Source organism: Halosegnis sp. (assembly GCF_042216475.1).
Taxonomy (GTDB): domain Archaea; phylum Halobacteriota; class Halobacteria; order Halobacteriales; family Haloarculaceae; genus Halosegnis.
Genome location: NZ_JBDGTV010000011.1, coordinates 47,432 through 66,622, shown reverse-complemented (window position 1 = coordinate 66,622; position 19,191 = coordinate 47,432). Strand labels below are relative to the sequence as shown.

21 protein-coding genes are annotated in these 19,191 nt (G+C 68.0%); 13 read left to right on the top strand and 8 right to left on the bottom strand.

Translation table 11 applies throughout. The features are described from left to right. Position 1: 1 nt before the first annotated feature. The gene (locus ABEJ63_RS07655) at positions 2-796 is read left to right on the top strand and encodes a 2-amino-3,7-dideoxy-D-threo-hept-6-ulosonate synthase (protein WP_375795765.1); all 795 of its coding nucleotides are present in this window, start codon (positions 2-4) and stop codon (positions 794-796) included. On the opposite strand, the gene ABEJ63_RS07650 is transcribed toward ABEJ63_RS07655, so the two are convergent. Further along, entirely contained in the window at positions 797-1,474 is a 678-nt protein-coding gene (locus tag ABEJ63_RS07650; RefSeq protein ID WP_375795764.1) for an HAD family hydrolase, read from the bottom strand. A gap of 72 nt (positions 1,475-1,546) precedes the next feature. Here ABEJ63_RS07650 and ABEJ63_RS07645 point away from each other — a divergent pair, with 72 nt between their 5' ends. Further along, positions 1,547-1,990: a DUF302 domain-containing protein gene (locus ABEJ63_RS07645; protein ID WP_375795763.1), complete on the top strand. Its 444-nt coding sequence runs from the start codon at positions 1,547-1,549 to the stop codon at positions 1,988-1,990. A 3-nt stretch (positions 1,991-1,993) separates the two neighbouring features. Here the strand turns inward: ABEJ63_RS07645 and nreA are convergent, their stop codons facing one another. Next, positions 1,994-3,265 carry a DNA repair protein NreA gene (gene nreA / locus ABEJ63_RS07640; protein WP_375795762.1) on the bottom strand — a complete coding sequence of 424 codons (1,272 nt, stop codon included), beginning with the start codon at positions 3,263-3,265 and terminating at the stop codon, positions 1,994-1,996. A gap of 96 nt (positions 3,266-3,361) precedes the next feature. On the opposite strand from nreA, the gene ABEJ63_RS07635 reads away from it, so the two are divergent. After that, positions 3,362-4,381, top strand: a complete 1,020-nt coding sequence (locus ABEJ63_RS07635; protein ID WP_375795761.1) for a phosphoribosylaminoimidazolesuccinocarboxamide synthase — start codon at positions 3,362-3,364, stop codon at positions 4,379-4,381. Here the strand turns inward: ABEJ63_RS07635 and ABEJ63_RS07630 are convergent, their stop codons facing one another. Further along, positions 4,382-5,335 carry a formyltetrahydrofolate deformylase gene (locus tag ABEJ63_RS07630; protein WP_375795760.1) on the bottom strand — a complete coding sequence of 318 codons (954 nt, stop codon included), beginning with the start codon at positions 5,333-5,335 and terminating at the stop codon, positions 4,382-4,384. Positions 5,336-5,476: 141 nt separating this feature from the next. On the opposite strand from ABEJ63_RS07630, the gene purS reads away from it, so the two are divergent. Further along, complete coding sequence (purS, locus tag ABEJ63_RS07625; protein WP_375795759.1) at positions 5,477-5,743, top strand: phosphoribosylformylglycinamidine synthase subunit PurS; 267 nt, start codon at positions 5,477-5,479, stop codon at positions 5,741-5,743. Beyond that, complete coding sequence (purQ, locus tag ABEJ63_RS07620) at positions 5,740-6,432, top strand: phosphoribosylformylglycinamidine synthase I (protein WP_375795758.1); 693 nt, start codon at positions 5,740-5,742, stop codon at positions 6,430-6,432. Before purS ends, purQ begins: the two co-directional genes overlap by 4 nt. Before the next feature lie 91 nt (positions 6,433-6,523). Here the strand turns inward: purQ and ABEJ63_RS07615 are convergent, their stop codons facing one another. Further along, positions 6,524-7,438 carry an alpha/beta fold hydrolase gene (locus tag ABEJ63_RS07615; protein WP_375795757.1) on the bottom strand — a complete coding sequence of 305 codons (915 nt, stop codon included), beginning with the start codon at positions 7,436-7,438 and terminating at the stop codon, positions 6,524-6,526. 37 nt (positions 7,439-7,475) lie between these two features. After that, positions 7,476-8,345: an aminotransferase class IV gene (locus ABEJ63_RS07610; RefSeq protein WP_375795756.1), complete on the bottom strand. Its 870-nt coding sequence runs from the start codon at positions 8,343-8,345 to the stop codon at positions 7,476-7,478. A gap of 75 nt (positions 8,346-8,420) precedes the next feature. On the opposite strand from ABEJ63_RS07610, the gene ABEJ63_RS07605 reads away from it, so the two are divergent. After that, complete coding sequence (locus tag ABEJ63_RS07605) at positions 8,421-8,933, top strand: DUF5817 domain-containing protein (RefSeq protein ID WP_375795755.1); 513 nt, start codon at positions 8,421-8,423, stop codon at positions 8,931-8,933. Continuing rightward, the gene (locus ABEJ63_RS07600; protein WP_375795754.1) at positions 8,930-9,349 is read left to right on the top strand and encodes a hypothetical protein; all 420 of its coding nucleotides are present in this window, start codon (positions 8,930-8,932) and stop codon (positions 9,347-9,349) included. Before ABEJ63_RS07605 ends, ABEJ63_RS07600 begins: the two co-directional genes overlap by 4 nt. Here the strand turns inward: ABEJ63_RS07600 and hmgA are convergent, their stop codons facing one another. Continuing rightward, positions 9,350-10,582, bottom strand: coding sequence for a hydroxymethylglutaryl-CoA reductase (NADPH) (hmgA, locus tag ABEJ63_RS07595; RefSeq protein WP_375795753.1), 1,233 nt, complete (start codon positions 10,580-10,582; stop codon positions 9,350-9,352). 80 nt (positions 10,583-10,662) lie between these two features. Between hmgA and ABEJ63_RS07590 the strand changes: the two genes are divergently transcribed. From ABEJ63_RS07590 to ABEJ63_RS07570, 5 genes are all read left to right on the top strand, one after another. Beyond that, entirely contained in the window at positions 10,663-12,183 is a 1,521-nt protein-coding gene (locus tag ABEJ63_RS07590; RefSeq protein ID WP_375795752.1) for an amidohydrolase, read from the top strand. 110 nt (positions 12,184-12,293) lie between these two features. Beyond that, positions 12,294-13,418 (top strand): quinolinate synthase NadA, encoded by a 1,125-nt coding sequence (nadA, locus tag ABEJ63_RS07585; RefSeq protein WP_375795796.1) that lies wholly within the window; start codon positions 12,294-12,296, stop codon positions 13,416-13,418. Continuing rightward, positions 13,415-14,908, top strand: a complete 1,494-nt coding sequence (locus tag ABEJ63_RS07580; protein WP_375795751.1) for an L-aspartate oxidase — start codon at positions 13,415-13,417, stop codon at positions 14,906-14,908. The genes nadA and ABEJ63_RS07580 overlap by 4 nt, the downstream gene beginning before the upstream one ends. Continuing rightward, positions 14,898-15,707, top strand: coding sequence for a carboxylating nicotinate-nucleotide diphosphorylase (nadC, locus tag ABEJ63_RS07575; protein WP_375795750.1), 810 nt, complete (start codon positions 14,898-14,900; stop codon positions 15,705-15,707). Before ABEJ63_RS07580 ends, nadC begins: the two co-directional genes overlap by 11 nt. Positions 15,708-15,747: 40 nt before the next feature. Continuing rightward, a complete protein-coding gene (locus ABEJ63_RS07570; RefSeq protein WP_375795749.1) occupies positions 15,748-15,870 on the top strand; it encodes a hypothetical protein in 123 nt (40 codons plus the stop codon). Here ABEJ63_RS07570 and gpmI read toward each other — a convergent pair. Then, a complete protein-coding gene (gene gpmI, locus ABEJ63_RS07565) occupies positions 15,848-17,386 on the bottom strand; it encodes a 2,3-bisphosphoglycerate-independent phosphoglycerate mutase (protein WP_375795748.1) in 1,539 nt (512 codons plus the stop codon). The genes ABEJ63_RS07570 and gpmI overlap by 23 nt on opposite strands. 100 nt (positions 17,387-17,486) lie before the next feature. Between gpmI and ABEJ63_RS07560 the strand changes: the two genes are divergently transcribed. Continuing rightward, a complete protein-coding gene (locus ABEJ63_RS07560) occupies positions 17,487-18,743 on the top strand; it encodes a DNA double-strand break repair nuclease NurA (protein ID WP_375795747.1) in 1,257 nt (418 codons plus the stop codon). Here ABEJ63_RS07560 and ABEJ63_RS07555 read toward each other — a convergent pair. Next, positions 18,740-19,102 (bottom strand): hypothetical protein, encoded by a 363-nt coding sequence (locus ABEJ63_RS07555; RefSeq protein WP_375795746.1) that lies wholly within the window; start codon positions 19,100-19,102, stop codon positions 18,740-18,742. The genes ABEJ63_RS07560 and ABEJ63_RS07555 overlap by 4 nt on opposite strands. Positions 19,103-19,191 lie beyond the last annotated feature (89 nt).

Below are 19,191 nucleotides of genomic sequence, written 5' to 3'. Positions count from 1 at the left end.
CATGCACACAGGCGTCTCCGCGCGGCTCGACCGTATCAGCACGGACGGGAAGTTCCTCATCGTCCCGATGGACCACGGCATCACCATGGGGGCCGTGAAGGGCCTGAAGGACATCGAGGCAACCATCGACGGCGTCACCCGCGGCGGCGCCGATGCCGTCCTCACGCAGAAGGGAATCGCTCCCCGTGTCCACGACAACAAGAACGGCCAGGGATATATTGTCCACCTGAACGCCTCCACCGAGATTGGCCCCGACGAGAACGACAAGCGCATCTCCGGGAGCGTCGAGGCAGCGGTCCGCGCGGGCGCGGATGCCGTCTCCCTGCATATCAACGTCGGCTCCGAGTACGAGCCGAAACAGCTGGAGGATCTCGCGGCCGTCACCGACGAGGCCGCACGGCTGGGCATCCCCGTCCTTGCGATGGCGTACGCCCGCGGGCCGGGTGTCGACGGCTCGGACCCCGAGGCGCTGGGCCACGCCGTCCGATTCGCCGAGGAACTGGGAGCGGATGTCGTGAAAACGGGCTACTCCGGGGACGCGGACAGCTTCGAGCATGTCGTCGAGTCGACCCGGCTCCCGGTCGTTATCGCCGGGGGCGCGAAGGGGACCGACCGCGAGACCGTCGAGGCCGTCCGAGGGGTGATGGACGCCGGTGGCGCCGGCGTCTCGATGGGCCGGTCTATCTTCCAGCACGATGACCCCGAAGCCATCACGACCGCGGTCAGTGCCGTCGTCCACGACGATGCCGATGTAGATAAGGCACTCGATCGAGCGGGCCTCGCCGTCCAGGCCTGATTACCCCTGTAGAACGGTCGACAGCTCTGCCAGCGACGAGAACGTGTGGTCTGGCGGGTGCCGGTCCGGGGTATCATCGCGGTCGCTCTCGCGGGGATACCACGCCGCACGGAGCCCTGCGCCCTTCGCGCCCGCGACATCGTGATGTAACGAATTACCGACGTACAGCGTCTCCTGTGGTCGTGCGTTCAGTTCGGTGAGCGCGCGGTCGAAGGGTTCTCGGGCCGGCTTGGGCCGCGTGTCCGCGCCCGCGTACACTCGGGTCGCGAAGGTGTTCTCAAGCCCGAGTGTCCGCAGTTTCGTCCGCTGGACCTCCGGCCCACCGTTCGTGATGAGTCCGACCGGCCCGAGGTTGCGGGCAGCTGCAAGCGCCGCCTCTGCGCCCGGTCGGAAGGAAACAGCGGTGTGGTCTGTTGCCGCCTCGTAGGTCCGTGCGAGCGTCGCGGCCGTCTCTGTCGGCCCGCCGAACTGGGCTGCCGCCTCGCGGAACAGATAGGTGAGAAACTGGTGGTCGTCGGCCGCCTCAGGGGTATCCGCGGCGACGGACCACAACTGGTCGGGCGTACAGAACGGGCCTACCCCTGCCCGGTGGAACGCTTCTTCAAGGACGGCCTCAGGGTCCTGGTCGTAGCGGATGAGTGTATCGTCAAGGTCGAAACAGACGGTGGAGACAGTCATTGTACATAAAAGGAGGCGTCACCGGATAAGCGTTCGCCACGCGCTTTTGTCGCGTCGGCGACTACAGTCGCTATGCTCCCGGTCGACCCGACCCGACTCGATTCAGAGAATATCGGCGAAAAACGGACGACGCTCCAGATGCCTCACGAGGACGCCGTCGAGCACGTCCGTGAGGCGTTTCTCGACGCAGGGTTCGGTGTCGCGACCGAATTCTCGCCGTCCGAGCTCCTCAACGAGAAGGTCGACGCCGACCGCGACCCGTATCATGTGCTCGGCGCGTGCAACCCGCGGATGGCCGACCGCGCGCTCGATGCCTCCGAGAACCGAATCGGCGGATTGTTCCCGTGTAACGTCGTAGTCTGGGAGGAAGAGCCGGGCGTTCAGACGGTCTATCACGTCTCCATCATGAAGATTGCACGGCTCGTCGGGATGGCGCCCGACGACGAGACGATGGCCGACATCGTCGCGGAGACGGGCGAACTCGTCGAGGCGGCGTGGGCGAACCTCGAGGACTGACCGCTACTCCTGGCGCGCGTAGTCCGTCAGCCGCGACTGGACGCCGGCGACCAACTCAGAATTGCGCCGGAGCGTCTCCAAATCGACCGGCCAGCGGTCGAGCAGTTCACGGATAGCATCGTGGAGCGTCTCGGCCGTGCCGGGTTCGCCCTCTTCGAAGGCGTTCCGGACTGTCTCGCGTACCTGCCAGACGCCGGCCGGCCCCCAGTAATCAGGGGTGACGTGGCGGACGACAAGCACCTTTGCCTGTCGACCGCGGTCTGCAAGGTGCTCGAGGGCGCCCAGCTGTGCCGCGTAATAGGCGCCTGCGGTCTCGTCGGCGTAGTCGGTCCGGCCCTCGAACCCCTCGTAATCGCTGGTGACTGCGTACCCGCGGCCTGCGGGGTTCCAGACGGAGCCGGGCGCCTTCAGCTCGACGAGTTCGTACTCGAAGTCACCGGGCGCGAGCAGCACCCAGAAGCGGTTGCCGAGATACTCGTTGTACCACACCTCCGTCGCGTCGACGCTCGGCCGGTTGTGAAGCTGGCCGCGAAGGAACGAACAGACGGTATCGTCGACAGCGGTGATCGACCACCGGGTGGGGACGAGCTTCCGCTCGTCGGTCTGACCGAGCGCGCCCGCGGACAGCACGTTCTCGATATCGTACACGTCGAGGCCACGGTTGTAGAGATATGTGATGGCGCCCTCGGCCTTCCAGTCGTCGTCCGAGAGGGTGTACTCAACCGGCTTGGGGACGTGTGGATTCTCGGCGAGATCGGCGTACTCGGCGGTGGCGCGCGGGCCAGTCGGCGTCGAGATATCCGCAAACGAGAGGTCCATGTCCACCTCTGGGCGACCGTCGAGCCCAACCTCAACATCGACGGGCCGGTCGGCGATGGCTACCTCTCGTTGGACGCCAGTGAACCCGTCCCACTCGTCGGCGACGTGGACGTTCGTTCGCCGGGTGGAGTTGAGCAGGTTCGTCCGCGAGCGGAACACATCGTCGATCGTGTACCCGCGCTCGTACCAGTGGGGGCCAGTCTCGAAGGCGGCCGCCCGCTCCGGCTCGGCAACGGGGGCGAGCACGCCCGCGGACACGTCCGGGTACGACGACCGGCCGACGAAGACGCCCGGTGCGGTTGACCCGAACAGTGCGTCACCCTGGATAGTCTCGTCCATCGATTGCTCGACGGCCTCGAGGTGGTCCGTGATGGCGTAGGACTTCTCCTCGGCGAGCTGGCGCCGACGCGCCTGCTCGTCCTCATCGAGTCCCTCGATGTAGTCGTCGAGCCGCATCGACCGATGGTTCGGTGCTCGGATGCTTTAACGGTTCGCCGCGCCGGCTCACCGGGAATGGGAAACCACTATGCGCGCGCCGCCGATGCCGGAGGTATGACGAGCGTCAAGGAGTTCCGGGTGGCCGAACCCGCCACGTCGTCGTCGCTCGGCCGGGGGGCGTTCGTGTTCACCGATGACTACTCCGTCTTCGACTGGGGGCCGATGCCGGACGAGATTCCGGGCAAGGGGACGGCGCTGTGTGCGATGGGGGCGGCCAACTTTGAGCTGCTTGAGGCCGCCGACGTTCCCACCCACTACCGGGGAGTCGTCGTCGACGGCGAGCCCGTCCCGCTGGCCGAGGTGGAGGAGCCGCCCCGCGAGATGGCGATTGGGCTGACACAGGTGCCTGACCTCCCGCACGAGGGGCGTACCTACGACTACGACGCGTTCCACGCGGCCGCGGGCGACAACTACCTCGTCCCGCTGGAGGTTGTGTTCCGCAACACCGTCCCCGTCGGGTCGTCGCTCCGTACGCGTGGCCGCCCCGCCGACTACGGTCTCGACGCCGATGAGTGGCCTGACGAACCTGTCGACCTTCCTGAGCCGGTCGTGGAGTTCTCCACGAAGTTCGAGGAGTCCGACCGGTACCTCTCGCGGGCGGAGGCGGACCGTATCGCCGGCGCCGCCGATATCGCCGCTCTGGATGCCCTCGCTCGCGAGGTGAACGACCTCATCACGGAGCGGGCCGCCCGAACGGGACTCGTCCACGAGGACGGCAAGATCGAGTGCTGTTATGTCAACGGCGATCTGCTCGTGGCCGATGTTGTTGGTACCTTCGACGAGAACCGGTTCTCGTACGACGGCCAGCAACTGTCCAAGGAGGTACTCCGCCAGTACCACAAGCGCGAGCAACCCGAGTGGGTCGCCGCCGTCGCCGACGCCAAAGAGCGGGCGAAACGCGAGGACGTCGCCGACTGGCGGACGCTATGCGAGACCGCGCCGGCGCCACTACCCGACGCCGTACTTACGACCGTCGGTGATATGTACGCGGCCGGCGCGGAGACCTATCTCGACCAATCATTGTTCGACGCGCCGTCGCTTCCGGAGGCGGTGGCAGCCGTCCGCGACCTGTAGTCACTCCTCGCCCAGTGCCGCAGCCAGTCCGTCAACTGGCCGGTCAGCCCGCAGTTCTTCCAACTCCGACGGCAGACCGAGCTGGTAGCGCTCGCGGTCGACAGCTTCGCGGAGTTCGACCCGGCCGCGGTGGACGTACACCGCATCGTCGAGATGGAGACGGACCGCCTCCAGCAGCGCCTCGGCTTCGAGCGGTTGTCCCCGTCGCTGTATCTCTTCGACATCGGCGTCCGAGGGCACGTTGAAAGCCCGCTGCGTGATGATCGGTCCCTGGTCGAGATCGGTCGTCACGTAGTGGGCGGTGACACCGGCGATTCGCACGCCCTCCTCGCGCGCCTGTCGGTAGGCGGCCGCACCGGGGAACGACGGCAGCAGCGACGGATGGACGTTGATGATGCGGTCCTCGTAGCGGAACACGACCTCCGGGCTGAGGATACGCATATACCGCGCGAGCACCACAAGATCGACCGCGTACTCGTCGAGCAGGTCCAGCAGTGCCGTCTCGTCGGGCGTGCCGCGCTCGTCGCCGATGTGGTGGAACGGGACATCGTACTGCTCGGCCAGCGGTCGGAGGTCCTCGTGGTTGGCGATGATCACGCTGATTTCAGCGTCGAAATCGCCGTTGGCCCACGCGGCGAACAGCGCCTCCAGACAGTGACTCTCCTTGGTTGCCAGCACGGCAATCGACTGGGTCTCGCGGTCAGCGGGGAATCGCACCCGGACGTCTTGGCCGATCTCCTCCCCCAGGTCCGCGAGTGCGGCCCGCAGCTCCGACTGGCTGCAGGTCATTTCGGCGGTATCGACGTGCAACGTCATCCGGAACAGTCCGTCTCGGACTGCCTGATCGACGTCCTCGATGTTGATCTCCCGCTCGAACAGCAGCGTCGTCACTTTGGCGATGATGCCCGTCTTGTCGTCGCCGACGACGGTAATCTCGGTGTATCGGCGGCTCACGCCGACCCGCTCCGTTCCATACCGTGGTGCGCCACCGGCCGGGCAAAAACCGCGCGCTTTCTGCGTCGCTCGCTGTGCACGTCCGTGTACACCGACGCCGACCCACAAGCGTTTTGATTCACTGACGCGCAGGCGCGGGTGATGACCGACTACACCGCGACGGTGACCGTCCGGCTGAAACACGGGGTACTCGACCCCGAGGCCGAGACGACCCAGCGGGCGCTAGAGCGGCTTGGATTCGAACTCGCCGATCTCCGTAGCGCCGACCGCTTCGAGATCGACCTCGCGGCCGACAGCGCCGACGCCGCTGCCGCCCGGGCTGACGAGATGGCCGAGCGACTGCTGGCGAACCCGACCATCCACGACTACGAGGTGGCCGTCGCGGAGGCCGACACGGGCGACGCATGACCGTCGCCGTCGTCCGCTTCGGCGGCTCGAACTGCGACCGCGACGCGCTCGCGGCGCTCGAGCATCTCGGCGTCGACGCCGAAATCGTCTGGCACGCAGACGGTCTCCCCGAGGACGTCGCGGGCGTCGTCGTGCCAGGGGGCTTCTCGTACGGCGATTACCTCCGGGCCGGCGCGATGGCCGCTCGTGCGCCCGTGATGGAAGAGGTCCGCGCGGCCGCGGAGGCGGGCGTCCCCGTCCTCGGCGTGTGCAACGGCGCACAAATTGGCTCGGAGTCCGGGCTGACGCCCGGCGCGTTCACGACGAACCGGTCGGCCCGCTTCCAGTGTGAACACGTCCACCTGCGTGTCGAGAATGCCGACACACCGTTCACCCGCGCGTTTGACGCCGGCGACGTCGTCTCGCTGCCCATCGCTCACGGCGAGGGGCGTTTCGAGATTAAGGATGACGCGCTCGCGGCCCTCGAGCGTGACGACCGGGTGCTGTTCCGCTACTGTGATGCGGACGGGAACGTGACGGATGCGGCCAACCCCAACGGGTCGAAAGACAACGTGGCGGGCGTCCTCGGTGAGCGGGAGACGGTGGCGGTACTGATGCCTCATCCTGAGCGGGCGACCCTGCCGGATGTCGCTGGGCCGAACGGCGCGGGGACCGACGGCGCGGGCGTACTCGCAGCGTTCCAGAAATAAACGGGTCCCAGTTGGCTATCGACGCAAGAACGACGGCCCGCGGTGTTGCTCACAACAGCCACTGACGCTGTGGACAGCCGCCGGCGACGCCTCAGGAAAGGAACGTACGGGTCGCGGCGAGCGCGCGGTCGTCCGGCTCAAGCCAAGGCGCGTGCCCCAGCCCGTCGAGTTCGCGAATCGCCGCGTCGGGCATCTCGGCTGCGGCAGCCCGCCCAACTGATGGCGGAAAGTACTGATCCTCGCTTCCCCAGACGAACAGCGTCGGCTGAGTGATGTCCCCTAGCTCTTCTCGCAGCATGTATGCGGAATCCACGCCCGAGAGCCCCAGGCTGTCCTGGAAGACGGATGCAAGGCTCTTGCGGCGGCCCGGCGGCTGGAGTTCGGCAAGATAGGCGGCGAGCAGTTCCGTCGACAGCGATGCCTCGTCGACGACCATCAGTCGGCCGAACAGCTGGCGGGCACTCTCGATGTCGTCGGGTTCTGTCAGCCCGACCAGCCGCTCGCCGACCACGGGAAGCCCGCTCAGGCGCGCGGACAGCGGGAACGCGCCGCTCAACCCGCCCGGCGCACCAAGCAGAACGAGCCGGTCGACCAGGGCTGGCCGGTCGAGTGCGGCCGCCAGCGCCTGGAAGCCGCCGAAGGAGTTCCCGACGAGTGGACAGGAGTCGATGCCGAGCGCGTCGAGTGTGGCCGCACACAGGTTAGCGTTGAACGGTCGGATATCGACACGCGTGCTGTCCAGCGGATCTGACAACCCTCTGCCCGGTCGGTCGACAGCGTAGCAGGTGAACCGCTCGGCCAAGCCGGCTACCAGCGGGAGCCACGAACTCGCGCCAACGCCAACCCCGTGCAACAACAGCAGCGGCGGGCCCTCGCCGGCGACCAGTGTGTGGACCCGCTCAACCGGGCCGACGTCGACCTGGAGGTGCCGTGACGTGATATCGAGCCCATGTCGGTCTGCGAGTGCCCCCACCGCCTGCTCGTAGCGGCGCACGTACTCCGTCACGGTCGCCGGTTGGGCCGCCGGCACAAAACCACGACGGCTAGTAGCAGCGCGTCTCCACTCGCTGGTCGTAGAGCCGGCGGAGCAGGTTCGTCACCGGGCCGCTCCCCACCTGGAGACCGTCGACCTCGTCAATTGGTCTGAGCTCCCACGTCGTGTTCGTGAGGAACGCCTCGTCGGCCTCCCGGAGGTCGTCCACGCTGTAGGTGCCGGTTTCGACGGGAAACGACTCATCAGCCGCCAGCTCAAGCACGTGTTCGCGGGTGATACCAGGGAGCAGTTCCCCCGTTGCGGGCGTCTTCAGCGTCCCGTCGTCAATAAAGAAGATGTTGCTCGTCGTCCCCTCCTGGAGGTTACCGTCGATATCCCGCAAGAGCGCCTCGTCCGGCTGATACCCCTCGTTGGTCACCCGGCGGAGTTCCAGCCGCGCCATGATACCGTTCAGGTAGTTGTGTGTCTTCGCGTCGGCAGGCACCGCCGCCGAGGGTGTCCGGCGCGTTTTCACCGTCTGGACCGTCGCGTGGCCATCCCACACCGGATCGCTGTCGACACCACCCCGCGGCAGCGGCTTCACCTGTATGACCACTGTCGAGTCCACCGCCTCCCGGGGAGTGAGCTTTCCCGGCTGGACGCCCCGAGTGACCGAGACGCGGACGTACGCATCCGCCAGGTCATTCGCGTCGAGCGTCTCCGCCACGCGGACGGCAAGATCGGCCGGGACGGCGTCGGGCATCCCCAGTGTCTCGCAGGTGTTCGCCAGCCGCCGGCGGTGCCGCTCCCATGCGAACACCTCGCCGCCGTACGCGCGACAGGTTTCGAACGCGGCGTCACCGTAGCGGAAGCCGCGGTCCTCCACGTGGACTGTCGCCTCCTCGCGGGCGACGAGGTCGCCGTCGACGTGGTACTGCACACCCAGCGTTCGACCTGCCCCCACGTTGGTCTGTCGGACCGTGCGAGTCAAGGGCGCGCCGCCCGACCCTCAGGTATGTTCGCGGTCGTCGGCTGTACGGACTGTGAGGCGCTGTGGGTCGTCGAGGGCCGCCCGGAGACGACCGCCTGTCCCCGGTGTGAACGGCGTCATCGATTCGAGAAACTCCGGGCGTTCGCGGAGACAGAGACCGCCGACGCCGCACGCAACGTCCGGTCGGTCATGCAGCAGCGCCGGGCGGACGACGATACCGATCTCGCCGACTTTGCGACGATGGGCGAGCGCGCCATGGAGGGGGGTGTCGACGCGACGGAGTTGCTCGCGGATGCGGGTATCGATCCGGAAGAGGCTGCCGCTGCAGGCGAGCGCGCGACCACAGGCCGCGAGTCGCTGTCGAAGCGGGAGGCCGTCGAGCGGGCTGTGGCTCACCTGGACACGCCGACCGAGGCGGAAATCGCCGACTTCGCTGCCGAGCACGGCGTCGACCGTGCGTACGTGGAGCGAGCGCTCCGAAAGCTCGAGCAAGCTGGGGCTGTGACCGCAACCGACGAGGGGTATCGCTCGCTATGAGTGACGACGGCTGGGAGCCGGACCCCGCGTGGGACGACCCGACGGCTGACGGGCCAGCTGGCTGGCCGTCGCTGGCCGACCTCGATCCTGCCTCGATTGGCGTCGGCCTGCTCGTCGGGCTGGCGGGTGTCCTCCTGTTCATCCAGCCGAGCGTCCGGGCCGTCACCCTGCTCGGCCGTCAGGTGCCGACATTCGTGCTCTCGGCGGGCGTGCTCTCGCTGGGCTTTGCCGTCGGGACTCCTATCTACCTCGCGCGCGGGCACCGGCTCCGCGGGCTCGCCCACGGTATCGGCGCTGTCGGCTTTGGCGGGCTCTTCTTTGCGGCTGGGTTCGGCAGTCTCACGCTGCTGTGGGTGGCGCTGGCGCTCCTGCTTGGCGGGCTGTTGTTTCTCGTCTCGGAGACCCGGAAGCTGTAGCTACCGTCCGAGCTCCTCGTGTGCGCTCGCAAGGTTCGAGGAAGCGAGCGCGCCCAGCAGCGACAGTTCTCCTCCCAGCGCGGCCGTCGTGATGACCTCAGCGAGCGCGTCGGCGTTTGCCCCCGGCGGATCGCCACCGCCGCGGACGCCGACGACGTCGAGTGCTTCGGCCTGTGTCGGGAGCTTCGTTCCGCCGCCGACCGTTCCGACCTCCAGTGACGCGATCGTGAGCGAGGCGTACAGCGTCGCACCGTCGTCGCGCACGTCGACGGTGGTGATGGCGTTGGCACCCTCGACGACCTGTGCAATGTCTTGGCCTGTCGCGAGGAACGCCGCCGCGACGGTGTTAGCGGCATGGGCGTTGAAGCCGAGCGAGCCCGCCTTGGCGCTGCCGACGAGGTTCTTGCGCGTGTTCGCCTCCGCGATAGCCTCCGGTGTGGTCTTCAGTACGTCTGCGACCGTCTCGCGGGAGAGCGTGACATCGGCGCTGACGGTGCGGCCGCGGCCCTCGACGGCGTTGACTGCCGCGGGCTTTTTGTCTGTACAGAGGTTGCCCGACAGCGCGACAAGCTCGGCGGGCGTCTCCGCCTCCAGCAGTTCGGCAGCCTCCTGTGTGGCGATGGTGGCCATGTTCATCCCCATCGCGTCTTTGGTGTCGTAGGCGAACCGGACGAAGACGCTGTCGCCGACGACGTATGGCGTCGCTTCCTGGAGTGTGCCGTGGCTTGTCGTCGCCTCTGCGGCTGCCGCCAACTCGTCGACATGCTCACGAACCCACGCGGCCATTTCGGCAGCTTCCCCCACGTCTGCGACCCGGAAGACCGGCGCGCGCGTCATCGCGTTCTTCAGCACGCGGGCGGTCGCGCCGCCGCCCGCCCGGATGGCCGCACAGCCGCGGTTGACCGAGGCGACCAGCGCCCCTTCCGTGGTCGCCAGCGGGAGGTACGTCTCCGGCGGCGCCGCCCCACCTGTATCCAGTTCGATTGGCCCGACGACGCCCATCGGCACCTGCGCGCCCCCGAGCATGTTCTCGATGTTAGCATCGGCGGCCTGCTCGGGATCGAACCCGTACGCCGCGACGGTCTCGAGGTCGGCGCCCGTCTCCGCTGCGAGCAGGCGCCGGCGAACCGTGGCCGCCGTCGCCGCGTCGGTGTGCTCGTCGAGTTTGTGCAGGCGCACCTCGCCCTCGCGGACGCGCTCGAGAAGCACGTCGACTTCGTCCGTATCGCTCATACCGGCGGGTCGGCCCCCCGCGGCATACCGTTTCGGTTCGGCCCCGAACGCTTACCGGCTGGGGGAGCCACCGCACGGGTATGACCCAACCTGCGGACCTCCTTGTCACGAATGCGGAGGTACACGCACTGACCGACCCCGACCGGACCCACGAGGCTGTCGCCGTCCGTGACGGCCGTATCGTCCGCGTTGGCGATGCCTTCGAAGTGGGGTTCCTCAAGGGTGCCGAAACGAACGTCATCGACGCCGGTGGCGGTGTCGTCCTCCCGGGGTTCATCGACGCACATACCCACCTCGAAATGGTCGGCCGGCACCTCGTCCACGCAGACCTCCGGGATGTTGACTCGCCGGCGGCGGCCGTCGACCGGCTCCGTGAACGGGCCGCCGAGACGGACGGCCCGGTGCTCGGCTTCGGCTACGACGAATCGACGTGGAGCGAGGCTCGCTATCTCACCCGCGATGACCTCGACGATGTTGCAACCGACCGACCCGTGGTCGCCTTCCGGGAGGATATGCACACTGCGTCGGTGAACACGGCTGCCCTCGACCAACATCGCGATGCGATGCCCGACGCGGACATCCGCACCGACGACGGCGAGCCGACGGGCGTCGTGGTCGAGACGGCCGTCGACCCGCTATTTGCGGCCGTCGATTCCGACCGGGAGGGGACGGAGCAACTCGTCCGGGCCGCACAGGAGCACGCGAACGCGTTGGGGGTCACCGGTGTCCACGATATGTGCCGTCAGAGCCACAAGCCGCGGGTCTACCGAGATCTCGCTGCGGCTGGTGAATTGACGCTACGTATTCGCATCAATTACTGGAGCGACCACCTCGATGCTGTCGAGGAGACGGGGCTTCGGTCGGGCGCTGGCGGCGACCGCGTCCAGACGGGAGCGGTGAAGTCGTTCACCGACGGCTCCTTCGGCGGCCGCACCGCCAAGCTGCGGGCGCCGTACGCCGACGCCGACGAGACGGGCCAGTGGGTCGTCGACCCGGACGAGGTTGCCGAGCTCGTGGCGCAGGCGAGTGCGGCGGACCTCCAGTTCACTGCCCACGCCATCGGCGATGCGGCGGTTGCGGAGACGCTCGACATCTTCGCGAACCACGACGCCGAGCGACTCCGCCACCGGGTCGAACACGCGGAACTGCTCACCGGCGACCTTGTCGAACGGTTCGCCGAGACGGGCGCCGTCGCGTCCGTCCAGCCCAACTTCCTGAAGTGGGCCCGTGAGGGTGGCCTCTACGAGTCGCGGCTGGGTGAGCGTCGCCGCGAGGTGATGCCGTTCAGCGAGCTGCTCGACGCGGGCGTCCCGCTCGCCTTCGGCTCTGATTGCATGCCGCTGGATCCGCTGTTCGGCGTCGAACAGGCCGTCACCGCGCCCGAGGCCAGCCAGCGGCTCACCGTGACCGAGGCACTCCGGGCCTACACGGCCGGCGGCGCCTACGCCGCTGGCGAGGAAGACCTCGCGGGGACCATCGAACCTGGCAAGCGGGCGGACCTCGTCGTGCTGGCCGACTCGCCGTGGGACCGCCCCAAGAGCGTCGCCGATATCGACGTCACTACCACCATCGTCGGGGGTGAGGTAGTTTACCGGCGCTGACGGCCACTCTGAAGCGGCAACGCTTACCTGTGGCTCATTTTGTAGAAGAAATCTTTTCAGAGGTGGCGCTGTTAGGCTGTGGTACTGCGGGGTACCATACTGTGGCACGAATGGAGACAGTGGGGCTCGATACCGACCTGAGCCTCTTCAAGTACGACAATCTCGAACAGCTTCCGCCCGAGTACCGCGATCTTGCCGAGCCCGAGCGGACGGCCCGCATCACGGCCGCGCTTGACACCCTCGGCGACGATGTGGTGGTACTGGGCCACAATTATCAGCGGCGCGAAATCGTGGAACACGCCGACTTCGTCGGTGACTCCTACGAACTGTCGAAGCGCGCGGCCGACTCCGATGCCGATCACGTCATCTTCTGTGGGGTGACGTTCATGGCCGAGTCGGCCGACATCATCACCGACGACGATCAGTCGGTGCTGCTTCCGTCGATGGAGGCGTCCTGTCCGATGGCGGGGATGGCCGAGGCGCTGCAGGTGGACGCAGCGTGGGCCGAACTCACCGAGGCAGCCCCCGACGCCGACATCGTCCCGGTGACGTACATGAACAGCTACGCCGATCTGAAGGCATTCTGTGCCGAGCAGGGCGGACTGGTCTGCACCTCCTCGAACGCCCACGACGCCTTCGAGTGGGCTTTCGAGCGGGGTGATACGGTGCTGTTCCTGCCGGACAAGCACCTCGGCTACAACACAGCCCACCGGCTCGGCCTCGAAGAGTCTGTCATCGAGTGGGACCCGTGGGACGCCGACGGGACCGACGCCGCCGCGGCTGCCGACGCCGATGTCGTCCTCTGGGACGGGTACTGCCAGGTCCACGAGCGGTTCACTGCCGACCACGTGCACGACCTCCGCGAGCGGCGGCCGGAGGCGAACGTCGTCGTCCACCCGGAGTGTCGCCGCGAGGTGGTCGAGGCCGCCGATGTCGTCGGTTCGACCTCGACCATTCGCGACACCGTTGCAAACGCCGACCCCGGAGAGACGTGGGCTATCGGCACGGAAATCCACCTGGCGCGCCACCTCAACCGCTGGCACGAAGATGTGGAGGTGGTACCGCTGTGTGGCGACGCCTGCATGGACTGTAACGCGATGCGACAGATCGACCCCAACTACCTGACGTGGATTCTGGAGGAACTGGTCGAGGGGCGCGAGCGTAATCGTATCGAGGTCGCCCCTCGCGAACGCGAGTTGGCAGAGACAGCTCTCGACCGGATGCTGGAGATATGACTGCGACACGACAGACAGAGACGCTCGTCGTCGGGTCGGGCATCGCCGGCTGTGCGGCAGCACTGGCGGCCGCCCGTGCCGGCGCGGATGTCACGCTCGCCACGAAGGCGAGCGAACCGGAGGAGACGAACACCTACTGGGCCCAGGGCGGCATCGCCGTCTCGCGGGGCGACCCCGAGGGGTTCCGCGCAGATATCCTCGCGGCCGGCGACGGTGCCTGTGACCCGGCGGCCGTCGACACGCTCGTCGCCGAAGCGGACGACGCTGTTCGGGACATCCTCGTCGACACGCTGGCCGTCCCGTTCGACACGGACGGCGACGGTGAGTTCGACCACGGCCGCGAGGCCGCACACGCCGTCCCGCGTATCCTCCACGTCGACGCGAAGACGGGCGCGGCCATCCTGCCGCGGTTCATCGACTATCTACGCACGGAGACGGCTGTCGATGTCCGCGCGGATACCGCCGCGCTCGACCTGCTGACACACGAGGGACGCGTCCACGGTGCGTTGCTTGAGCGCGACGGCACGGTCACCCCGTGGTTCGCCGGCGCGACTGTGCTGGCGACCGGCGGTATCGGTGCCGCTTACGGCCGCTCGACCAACCCCGACAGCGCCACCGGTGACGGGATCGCGATGGCGGCGCTCGCTGGCGCCGATGTCGCCGACATGGAGTACGTCCAGTTCCACCCGACCGCCTACGCCGGTGACGAGGGCACGTTCCTGCTCAGCGAGGCACTTCGGGGCGAGGGAGCGCTGCTCGTGAACGGCGACGGTGAACGGTTCATGCCCGACTACCACGCCGACGCGGAGCTGGCACCGCGGGACGTGGTCGCGCGGGCTGTCCGAGCCGAGCGCGACCGGACTGGCGAGGTCCGGCTTGATGTCTCGCCACTCCCGTTCACCGAGTCGTTCCCCGGCCTCGCCGAGCGCTGTCGCGAGCACGGTGTCGACATCGACGCAGGGATTCCCGTCGCCCCCGCTGAGCACTTCCTCTGTGGCGGTATCGACGTGGCCCGCGATGGCTCGGCGAGCCTCGACCGGCTGTTTGCCGCCGGCGAGTGTGCCTGCACGGGCGTCCATGGCGCCAACCGGCTCGCCTCTACCTCGCTGCTGGAGGGGCTGGTGTTCGGTCGCCGCGCTGGCCGCGCCGCCGCCGGCTACGATCCAGAGCCGGTCGAACCGCCGACGCTCCGCGACAGTGATCCCGACCTCCCGGCGGGGTTCGCCGAAGAGAAGCTTCGCCGGCTCCGGCGGACCATGGACCAGTATGTCGGCGTTGAGCGAGCGCCGTCGGACCTGGAACGGGCTGCCGCGAGCATCCGCCGGCTGAAGGGCGAGGTGGACGCGTACGTGCGCACGCGGACCGCCCGTGACCTGTACGAGCTCCGTAATGCGACGGTGACGGCACTGCTGGTCGTGCGCGCTGCTGCCGCCAACGACGAATCGCGCGGCTGCCACCACGTCACCGCCCCCGAGGCCAGTGCCGATTGAGCGCTCGCAGGTCGAACGGTGGCTCCGCGAGGACCTCGGTCACCACGACGTGACGAACGACATCCCTGGCGAGACGACCGGTCGGCTGCTCGCCCGAGAGTCGGGCGTCGCCGCTGGCATCTCGGCCGCACGCGCCGTCTTCGAGTATCTCGACGTCCCCGTCACCGCCTCCGTCACGGCCGGTGAGCGAGTCGCGGCCGATGACACCCTGCTTGCCGTCGAGGGGCCAACGCGGGACGTGCTCCGCGGTGAGCGGGTCGCCGCCAATATTGTCGGCCATGCGGCTGGCATAGCGACGCGGACCCGCGCAGCCGTCGAGCGAGCCCGGGAGGCCAGCGACGAGGTCCGCGTCGCGGCCACCCGGAAGACGACGCCCGGACTCCGTGGTGTCGAGAAGCGGGCTGTCGCGGCCGGCGGCGGCGACACCCACCGGCTCGACCTCTCACACATGGTCATGGTGAAGGAGAACCATATCGCCAATCTCGGTCTTGAGCAGGCCGTCGAACGGTTCCGCGAGCGGGCGTCGTTCGCGACGAAAATAGAGTGTGAGGTAGAGCGACCGGCCGACGCCCCGCGAGCAGCAGCTGCCGGCGCCGACGCAGTCCTGCTCGACAACATGTCGCCCGCGGAGACAGCCCGTGCGGTCGACCTACTGGACGGCGCCGCGCTCGCGGAAGCCTCCGGCGGCATCGGCCTGGAGGATGTGGCCGACTACGCAGCCACCGGTGTCGATGTCGTCTCGATGGGGACGCTCACCCACTCGGCCGACCAGCTGGATGTCTCCTTCCAGACGGGCTGAGCGGCGAAACTACCTTGCTGGCGTGGTCGAATACACGGGTATGAACGCGAGCGACTGGCCCCGCGAGGTGGGCAACCACCGTGTAACGATGGAGTGGGACTGCGAGCGGTGTGGCCGCTCGTTCGACTGTCTTTCCCAGTTCAGGCAGACGGACTGTCAATGAGTAACGACTCGCCGGTCATCGCGGCCGGCGGGTCGACGCCGACCAACCGCAAGAGCGTCGGCGCGATATCACACAGTGCACCTCCCTCTCGAACCCGGTAGCCGCCGGCGGTTCCGTCAGGCGCGACGTAGACGAACGGCACCGGATTCGTCGTGTGGGCAGTATGGGGGTCCTCGGGCGACCCCATCTCGTCGGCGTTGCCGTGGTCGGCGGTGACGAGCAGGTGACCGCCTGCCGCCTGGACCGTCTCGGCTAGCCGACCTAGGCCGGCGTCGACCGCCTCGACGGCCGCTACGGCCGCCTCGAAGTCACCCGTGTGGCCGACCATGTCCGGGTTCGCGTAGTTGCACACGAGCACGTCCGGGTCCTCCTGTTCGATACGGTCGATAGCCGTGTCGGTCACCTCGCCAGCGCTCATCTCTGGCTGCTCATCGTACGTCGCTACGGCCGGCGAGTCGACGATGACCCGCTGTTCGCCCGTGAACGCTCGCTCCCGGCCGCCATTGAGGAAGTAGGTGACGTGTGGTGATTTCTCGGACTCGGCCACCCGAAGCTGGGTGAGCCCGGCCGCAGCGAGTGTCTCCCCGAGCACGTCTGCCGGCTGTGTCGGTGGGAACGCCACCGGGAGGTCGAACGTCTCGTCGTACTCGGTCATCGTGACGAGACGCGCGCCTGGTGGGTCGACGGTGACGCCAGCGGCCGCCCAGTCCGCTGGTCGGATGCCGGCGAGCATCCGGGTAAGCTGTCTGGCCCGGTCGGCCCGGAAGTTACAGAAGACGGCCGCGTCCGCGGCGGTGAGCGGCAGGCCGCCGTCGACGAGCGTCGGCTCGACGAACTCGTCGGTCTCGCCCCGCTCGTAGCTGGCCTCGACGGCGGCCACAGGGTCGGCCGCCTCGTGGTCAGCCCGCCGGTTCACGATTGCGTCGAAGGCCCGCTTCGTCCGGGCCCAGTTCTCGTCGCGGTCCATCGCATAGTAACGACCGGTGACCGTCGCCACGTGGCCGCCGTGCTCGTCGACGACCGCCTCGAGGTCACGCAGATAGTTGGCCCCCGACCGCGGCGGCGTGTCGCGGCCGTCGGTGAACGCATGGACGACCGGCGTGAGCCCCGCGTCGGCCGCCGCCCGGACCAGCGCGTGGATGTGGTGCTGGTAGGCGTGAACACCACCATCGGAGACGAGCCCGAGGAGATGGAGCCGGCCGTCGTTCGCACGGGCATACTCGAAGGCATCCGCGATGGCCTCCCGGTCGCGGAGTTGGTCGGCGGCGGCGGCCTCGCTCACGCGCGTGGAATCCTGCAGGACGACCCGCCCCGCGCCGATATTGAGATGGCCCACCTCGCTGTTGCCCATCTGTCCCTCGGGGAGGCCGACCCGGCGGCCGTGGGTTGCAAGCGTCCCGGCGGCGCCGGCTGCGCGGAGCCGGTCGAAATTCGGGGTCTCGGCGGCGGCGACAGCGTCCCGGGTCGACCCGTCGCCGATGCCCCATCCGTCGAGGATGACCAGGGCGGCTCTCATTGGCGGGAGGTGGCTGCGCCCGCGTAAGTAGCCGTTGGAAGCCGTTTCACTTTCGGCGCGGTCCCGAGCGGCTTTTATTGGTCGGCGCTAACCGAGAGTCGTGACGCTCGACCCGGTCCATTTCAAGGCCATCTCACGGCTCGCAGAGGGGGTCTCTCGGACCGTCGACGAGCGAGCCCACCGCGAGTTTGCCGAAACTGTCTGGGCAGAGTGGCTCGACCCGCTGGTCGACGACGGCCGGCGCGTGCTCGAGCCGCTCGCCGAGCAGGCGCGCTACCGGGTCGACACCGAGGCGATCGCACTCGAGCCCGACCGGTTCGAGACCCGCCATGGGCTCGACTCGGGCACTATCAATCCGACGACGTTCAAGAACGGGCTGGTGGTCGATGTGGCGCAGGCGGCGATGAGTCGTGTCCCCTCGGACCTTGAGCTCCACCGTGGACGGACGAACGTCGTCGCCGTTCACTCCAACGACGTGACTGTCGGGCTGGACGGCGAATGGACGCTGGACGACGGAGGATACGTCCGCCAGCGGCTCCTCCACGTCCCGGCGACGGACCGCTCGATGACTGCCGTCGTTCACGAACTCGCTCTCTATCTCGCAGAGGTGACTCACGCGACCGAGAACGCCGGCGTCGTTGAGGATCTACTCATCCTCGACGGGCCGATCTACCCGAAGGGCCTGCTCACGTGGGAGCGGCGCGACCCCGAGCTCGCGAAGCTACTCGCCGAGGAGGAGACGCCCAAGCAGGTCATCCAGTCGTATGTCAATCTCGTTGAGGACTTCATCGAGCGGGACGTGCCGCTGGTCGGTTTCGTGAAGAACCCCGCCAGCCGACTCGTCACCCGGACGATTCGCGACGAACAGGGCAACTCACCGTGGCTCAACGACGCGGCCTTCTTCTCGCAACTGCTCGAGCGCGGTCACCTCGAGGACGGCCGGTGGGTGCGTGAGACGGACGAACTCACCTACACGAACTGGTTCGTGTCGCGGGGCGCCACGGATGGCGCGCTCGCGTCGCCGGACACGCTCGCGGGCATCGACCGGGCGCTCGATCACGAGGCCTACGAGGTGACGTTCGCAATGGTGTACGACCCCCGAACGGACACGATTTACCGGCTCGAAGCGCCGCGGCACTTCACCGCCGACCCCGATACGCGGGAGGCGCTCACCCGCCAGCTGCTGAAGGGAATCGCCGCCGAGCAGGGGCCGCCCGAGGCGGTCGGCAAGGCTGACTCGCTGGCACGTATCGGCCAGGAGGAGTCAGCCGCGCTCCGAGCGGCCCTCGAGACCGCCTTCGACTCGGAGGTCGACGCCGGCTACGACGAGGACCGCTGGGGCGCGTTCGTCGACTAGACGGAGCCTTCGAGGCTCGTCTCCGGTTCGGGCTCCTCGCGGAGCAGCTCGATCTCTACCTCCGATTCCGGAACGCCCACGCGGGCAAACTGCGTGCGGAGATGCTCTTTCGCCGATTCGATGGCCCGCTCGCGGGTTTCGAAGCCGCGGGCCGTCGGCGACTCGAAGGCGACCCGAATCTCCCGGCCGTCGAGCGTCTGCACCTGCCCGCCTGATTCCACCTCGTAGAAGGCGTCACAGACCCAGACGTACGGCGCCCCCTCGTCTGGGGCGCCCCGGAACGAGGGTGGCTCTTCGCCCCGCTCGTAGAGCGTCCCGGTGAGGGCCGTCCCGCCGGCGTGGCCGCGGATGAGCAACATAGTCGTGGGTAGGACACCCGGGCGTAAATGCTCGCGGTCGCCACGACTACACTAGCGGCTCGCGCACCAATAAAACGGAGAAGTCGGTC